The organism is Streptomyces sp. NPDC020362, assembly GCF_040642095.1.
Lineage (GTDB): Bacteria > Actinomycetota > Actinomycetes > Streptomycetales > Streptomycetaceae > Streptomyces.
This window is the reverse complement of record NZ_JBFAET010000329.1, coordinates 1-5963: the sequence shown is the minus strand read 5'-3', so window position 1 is coordinate 5963 and position 5963 is coordinate 1. Positions and strand designations below refer to the sequence as shown.

Below are 5963 nucleotides of genomic sequence, written 5' to 3'. Positions count from 1 at the left end.
CAAAGACCGTTCCATGCCCCTGCCCACACCACTACACTCCCCACCCTCAGAACCCTGACCAGCAGAAATGGCGAAGTACTGCTGGAGTACTAGTACTGGAAGAGTACTTCCGGATTGTTCGGCGAGGGGCCGTCCAGCAGCGGACTGTGGATCCCCTTCAGCGTCTGGTCGAAGAACGCTGTCACGTACTCGCGGGTGATCACCACCCCGCGTTCCGGGGAGAGGGGCGGCGTCGGGAACCCGGCCTCCTCCAGAAGCAGGTCCAGGTCGGCGAAGCTGAAGTGGTCGGCGCCGGCGACCGTCAGCCACTTCTTGTAGCCGCCGAGGGCGGCCCAGGTCTGCCCCCACGTGGTGTCGTGGCTGCCGGCCGAGTGGTTGGCGGCCGCGCCCAGCATGAGGAACGGCCGGTCGATCTGGCCGGGCGTCGGGGCCGGGTGGAAGGCGCCGTCCATGTTCACTCCGGCCCGTACTCGCGGGTCGGCGATCATCGTGGCGGCGGCCGCCGCTCCGCCGATGGAGTGTCCGGCCATGCCGATCTCGTGCCTGTCGATGAGGTGTGCCAGGCGCCACGCGGTATTGCCATGCGTCAACTGGTCGATCACGAAGGACACGTCCAGCGCGCGGCTGGCGGCGACGGAGTCGAAGTCGAGCGCCGGGTTACCGCAGATCGCGCACGGCGGCGTCTGGCCGTTCGCCAGCGTCTCGCCGCTGTCCTCGTAGGTGTGGCCGACGAGCGCGACGACGTAGCCGTGACTGGCCAGGTCGGTCGCGAGCGAGGTGAGCGTCATGCGCGGGTCCTCGTAGGCGGGTGAGAGGACCACCAGCGGATGCTTGCCGCTCTGCGGCCGCGCGCCGTCGAAGGCGTGAGTGGTGACGCTGGAAAGGTTCTGTGGGGTGACGCCGTAGCTCGCCGGCAACTTCCGCTGCTGGATGACTCCGGCTGCCTCGGCGAGGGTCATGTAAGGGGCCGGAGTCCCGGTCCCGGGGACGGCCGGGTAGACCATGGTGACGGTCAGTTGGCGGGGGCCGGATGACGGCACCCACGGGTCGGGACGGCTCGCGTCGGTGAGGTGGATGACGTCCTCGCCGGCGGCGTAGGGGCCGGTCGGCGCGGGGAGCGTGCCTTGGAAGGACCGCGTGGGCGCGGTGGCCGTGGCCGGTGCGGTGTCTGCCCGCGTGCTCACCTGCTGAGTGGACACCAACCGTCCGCGATCGCTTCGGGGCACCGCGCCCGCCGAGGCGGCTCCAGCCGTCACCGTCGTAGCGGCCAGGCCGGCCAGGACCATCCCGGTACTCAGCCAACGAAACGCGGAACGTGAACGGCGTTCTGGGTATGGGGAATTCATGTCGCCGACGCTACGTACGACCGCACCCGCCTGCAGCCCGGTCAGCAGGTGTATCCGCCCTGGGGCAATCCCTACCACCATCCCGGGTGCGCGCCTGACGAACCTCCCGTCAACCCCCGAAGGACTTCCGGAGCCGACCACTTAGCGCACGATCTGACACGGATGTTCAACCCCGGTGTCGAACGCGTGCGTGGCCACCGGTGTGGCCGACGGTGTGGTCGTGGCGGCGAACCCGGCGCCGGTTCCGGTGACGAGGGCGGCGAGCGCCAGCACCGCGACAGCGCTGATACGGCGATTGCGTTTCATGGGATCGACGCTAGGTTCCGCAGCTCCGTATCGAATCAGCCCATAGATGTAGACATTCTGGTGTCGTTCGTAGCCCCCGCGAGGTACCGGAGTCATCCGCCGGGACTATGTCGTGCGGCGCGGGGTTCCCTTCGCCGGCATCGTCGAGCGCCACCTTCGTCTTGGCCTACGACGAACACGACGCCAAGCCCCACCGCTGGACCTACGACGGCAGCCCACTCAAAGCCGCATGAACCCCCGAAGGATCAACGCGGCGCTGCACTAGCTAGTAGTGCTTCGTTACGTCGAGTGATCTCGGCTGATGGCGGGCATCTTTGGGGTGTGAGGCTGGGGGAAGTGGAGCTGCCCCGGGGTGAGTTAGCGCAGTTCGTTGCCGATGTCTTGGTGTCGCTGCCGCGGTGGAATCAGCGGCAGTGGGGCGAGTGTTGTCTGTGGGGGCTGATGCCGGACGGCCGTCGTAAATCGATCCAGCCGATGGCCGAGCGGCTGCCAGACGGTGGCATGCAGGCCTTGCAGCAGTTCGTGAACCCGTCGCCGTGGGACTGGATGCCGGTGCGGTGGCGGATCGCCGAGCGGTTGTGCGAGGCGATCCGCCCTGAGGTATGGGTGGTCGACGACGTGTCGTTTCCCAAGTGCGGCACCGCTTCGGCCGGGGTGGCCCGCCAGTACTGCGGAGCGTTGGGCAAGCGGGCGAACTGCCAGGTCGCGGTCAGCGTGCACGCGGCCACCGCCACGGCATCGTGCCCGCTGAGGTGGGAGCTGTTCCTGCCCGGGGAATGAACCAGTGGGTACTACAGGCGCCGGCGGGCCGGTATCCCTGACGAGGTCGGGCATACGTCCAAGACGCGTCTGGCTCTGGGGCTGCTGGACCGCCTGGCCGGGCAGGGCCTGGCCGTGCCGGTGATCGTGGCCGATGCCGGCTACGGCCGCAGCGTCTCCTTCCGGATCGCGCTGGAGAAACGCGGCTGGTCCTACGTCACCGCCGTCGACCCCAAAGAGATCGCACGACCTGCCGATGCCGAGTCGTATCAACCCGCTTATGGCGAACTGGGCCCACCGACACTGCCCCGCTACCGCGAGGCGCCCCGGCCGCTGCAGGACCTGGTTGAAGCGGCCGCCGTGTTCGAGGCGGTCACGTGGCGGCAGGGCAGCAAGGGCGCGATGTCCTCCCGTTTCGCGGTGCTTCAGGTGCGGCCGTCGGGCAAGGAAGCCTACCGCACCGCCCAGGAACAGGCCGGCGGACGCAACAGGTGGAACGGCGTGCTGCCCCTGCGGACCCTGCTGGTGGAACGGCCAGAAGAATTCGACGAGCCGACCGGCTACTGGATGACCAACCTGCCCTCACCACCCCCATCGCCGACCTGGTCCGTTGGACGAAGATGCGCTGGCGGATGGAGCACGACTACCGCGAACTCAAACACGGCCTGGGCCTGGACCATTTCGAGGGCCGCACCTGGCACGGTGGCACCACCGCGTCACCCTCGTCACTGCCCGCCCAGGCCTTCCTCACCCTGCGGCGCCTCGACCCAAAAGCCCACACGTCGACCTGACTCTCTACGAGGTCCTGGACGCACATCCGGGCGAAGGCGTGCTCGACGCGGGCGCGGACCTTGCGATGGGAAGTGCTGTGTTCCTCCTTCCAGGCCGGGAGTTCGGTCTGGCCGCGTTCGCCGCGGTGCGGGATGACCAGGTTGGTGCCCGGTAGCCGCCGTCCGCGATGACCGTGGTCTTGCCGACGGCATCCTTTGCGCCGGACAGCTCCCATGCCTTGCAGTCGTTGCGGTTGCCCGGCAGTGGCCGGCCGACAGCGACGACGAGCTGGGTGTCGGCGTCGATGACGACCTGGTGGTTGGTGGAGTACCGGTAATTCTTCGACTGCTCGGCGACGGTGTGGTCGCGGGTGGGCACCAGGTGCCGTCCACGATCAGTACGGTGCCCCGGCGGAACCGCTTGCGCTGCTGCAGCGCGACCGCCGGGCCGAGGTTGTCGATGATGCGGTAGGCCGCCGACTTCGACACCCCGAACAGCGGGGCGAGTTGGCGCAGTGAGAGATTGGTGCTCCAGTACGCGGCGACCAGCAGCACCCGGTCCTCCAGCGGCAGGCTCCACGGCCTGCCCTTGCGCACCGGATCGGCACCCTCACGCCGCAACGCGGTGATCAGCTTACCGAACAGACGCAGGCTCAACCCGGTGAACGGACCTATCCAGGACGACTCCGACGCCGTGATCACACCAGCCACCACGAGATCATCTCAGTTGCCGTCGCCCTTTCCTGAGGTCGATCCTGTGTGCTCGGTCAACGAGGAGGACGCGTGGGGCTCGTTCTGTTCCCAGGAGACGACGACACCAGCAGCCCGGACGTGTCCTGGTCCTATACCGGCTTCGGAGTGTTCCGGCAGTGGCTAGCGCAGGCCGAGGGATTCGTACTGGACGAGATGCACGGCTTCGGTGGACAGCGCCCCTGGAACGATGTCTCCACCACCCTGGCACCACTCCTCAATCATCCCGACGACGGCGGCCCCGACCTCTCGCCGATCCAGTGCGCCGCGATCCTGCCCCGCCTGCAGGAGATCTCCGACCAGCCTCAAGAGGGAAGCATCGACCCGCTCCTCCAACGGCACATCGACGGCGCCCGCCAGCTGGTGGTCGTCCTGCAGCTCTGCGTCGAGAAGGACGTCGACCTCCTCTTCGGCTGACGTCGGTCGGCGTTACAGGCTCACTGTGGCCAGCAGTTGCGGGACAGCTCTCAGGGACGTGTACGTGCCCGCCTGTCGTGAGGCGCTGGCCAAGTACGGGCGCCAGTGAGTTACGCCGCGGCCTCCTGTTGCGGATCTCGCCTCCGTTCGGCGCCGGCGGCCTCCGGAGTTGCGGTGTCCCTCGCGTGGCCGGCCGCCACGGTGGCACGGCGCACCTCGCACGTGCCTGACGTCACTGCAAGGTTCTAGTACCGCTGACCAGCAGGTTCGCTTGACAGGCGCGGATAACAGTCCCAGCCAAGAAGACGTTTGGACTGCTCAATATCGCCGACGGCGAGCCGCGCCTGAGCGGGGTGGCCGTGTTCGGACTGTCCGTCGGCAGGGCCGTCCTCGAGCGCGCCCTGCCCGATCTTGAATCTTCTGTGAACCGTGCCTGAGCATCGACTGACTTGTACCGTTCGCGGGCAGGCGGTCCAGTGAGGCGAGTCGTCCATGCGCTCTTTGATGCACTCGGGCACAGTCCCAACATCGGTTGCTTCGCTGTGTGATCGAGCTGCTACATTCCGCTTGTGTTCACTGCGGACAGGCCAACTGCCGAGATCCTGCGGGTCGAGGTCACTGACACGCTGGCCTACTGGACGGTTCTTGCAGGGCCCACCTTGACGGTCGTCGAGGACATGGACGGCTTCCTCTGCCACCTGCGCTTCGGCCGGGCCCGCGCGGAATCGACCACGAAGACGTACGCAGGTCACCTCAAGCGCTTCCATGCCTGGTGCGGCGAGCACGACCTGTCGCGGGAACACGCGGCCGCCGAACTCTCGCACTATCTGATGAAGCTGAGGACCACGCCCCGGCTGACGAGCGGCCGCGGCCAAGGGCGGCTCCCGCAGGACTCCACGCTCGCCCCCGCCCTGGCGGCAATCCACGGCTTCTACCTGCACCTGGCCGACCTCCGCCGTATCAGCGCGAAGGCGGTCGACGCCCTGTTCGTCACCGCTCCGCACCCGGCAACAGGAAAACTCGCCCTGGAGCCACGCATCCGCGTCGATCCACGGCCGAGTCACGCTTCCGGCCGGGCACCGGCGGCCAGCCACGAGGAGTTCGCCGCGCTCCTGCGCACTACGAAGACCGCCCGCGACCGCTGCATGGTCGCCCTGCTCGGCGCGTGCGCACTGCGCGTCGGCCAGGTCGTCGGCCTGCTCCGCGAGGACATTCACCTCGTCCCGGCCGGCAGTACCGTACCGGGCTGTCCCTACAGCCTGGGCCCTCACCTGCACCTGAAGAAGCGTGACGGTCACCCGCGCGGGGCGGCGAACAAGAACCGCGGCACCGTCGTCGTTCCCGTGCCCGGCCCCGTGGTGATGCTTTACGCCGACTGGATGCGCGAGCGCCTCACCATCCCCGGGGCGGGCAAGGCTATTTGGGCCTTCGTGTCGTTCCCGGGTCCCACGGGAGAGCCGGGCGGGCAGGTCCTCGGCACGCGGCGGGTTCAGGACCTTGTGTCGGATCTCGCCCGGGACGCCGGCATCCGGCACATCCATCCGCACATGCTGCGGCATACCTTCGGCGAGACCGCAGCCGACCTCGACGTCGCGTGCGACGTCCTCCAGCGCCT

At 68.1% G+C, this 5963-nt stretch carries 4 protein-coding genes and 2 pseudogenes; 3 read left to right on the top strand and 3 right to left on the bottom strand.

Features of this window, described 5'->3' with window-relative positions; all coding sequences use genetic code 11:
- Nucleotides 1–89: 89 nt before the first annotated feature.
- Together AB0H32_RS46060 and AB0H32_RS46055 are read right to left on the bottom strand one after the other, a co-directional pair.
- Nucleotides 90–1184 carry an alpha/beta hydrolase gene (locus tag AB0H32_RS46060; protein ID WP_361135006.1) on the bottom strand — a complete coding sequence of 365 codons (1095 nt, stop codon included), beginning with the start codon at nucleotides 1182–1184 and terminating at the stop codon, nucleotides 90–92.
- A gap of 303 nt (nucleotides 1185–1487) precedes the next feature.
- Nucleotides 1488–1652 (bottom strand): hypothetical protein, encoded by a 165-nt coding sequence (locus AB0H32_RS46055; protein WP_361135003.1) that lies wholly within the window; start codon nucleotides 1650–1652, stop codon nucleotides 1488–1490.
- Between the two features lie 321 nt (nucleotides 1653–1973).
- Between AB0H32_RS46055 and AB0H32_RS46050 the strand changes: the two are divergent.
- Nucleotides 1974–3202 (top strand): annotated as a pseudogene (locus AB0H32_RS46050) (IS701 family transposase).
- Between the two features lie 23 nt (nucleotides 3203–3225).
- On the opposite strand, the pseudogene AB0H32_RS46045 reads toward AB0H32_RS46050, so the two are convergent.
- Nucleotides 3226–3892: pseudogene (locus tag AB0H32_RS46045) on the bottom strand (transposase); the annotation flags it as partial.
- Nucleotides 3893–3964: 72 nt separating this feature from the next.
- On the opposite strand from AB0H32_RS46045, the gene AB0H32_RS46040 reads away from it, so the two are divergent.
- Both AB0H32_RS46040 and AB0H32_RS46035 read left to right on the top strand, forming a co-directional pair.
- Complete coding sequence (locus AB0H32_RS46040; RefSeq protein ID WP_361135000.1) at nucleotides 3965–4348, top strand: hypothetical protein; 384 nt, start codon at nucleotides 3965–3967, stop codon at nucleotides 4346–4348.
- A 569-nt stretch (nucleotides 4349–4917) separates the two neighbouring features.
- On the top strand, nucleotides 4918–5963 hold a 1046-nt coding region (locus tag AB0H32_RS46035; protein ID WP_361134997.1), incomplete at its 3' end, for a tyrosine-type recombinase/integrase.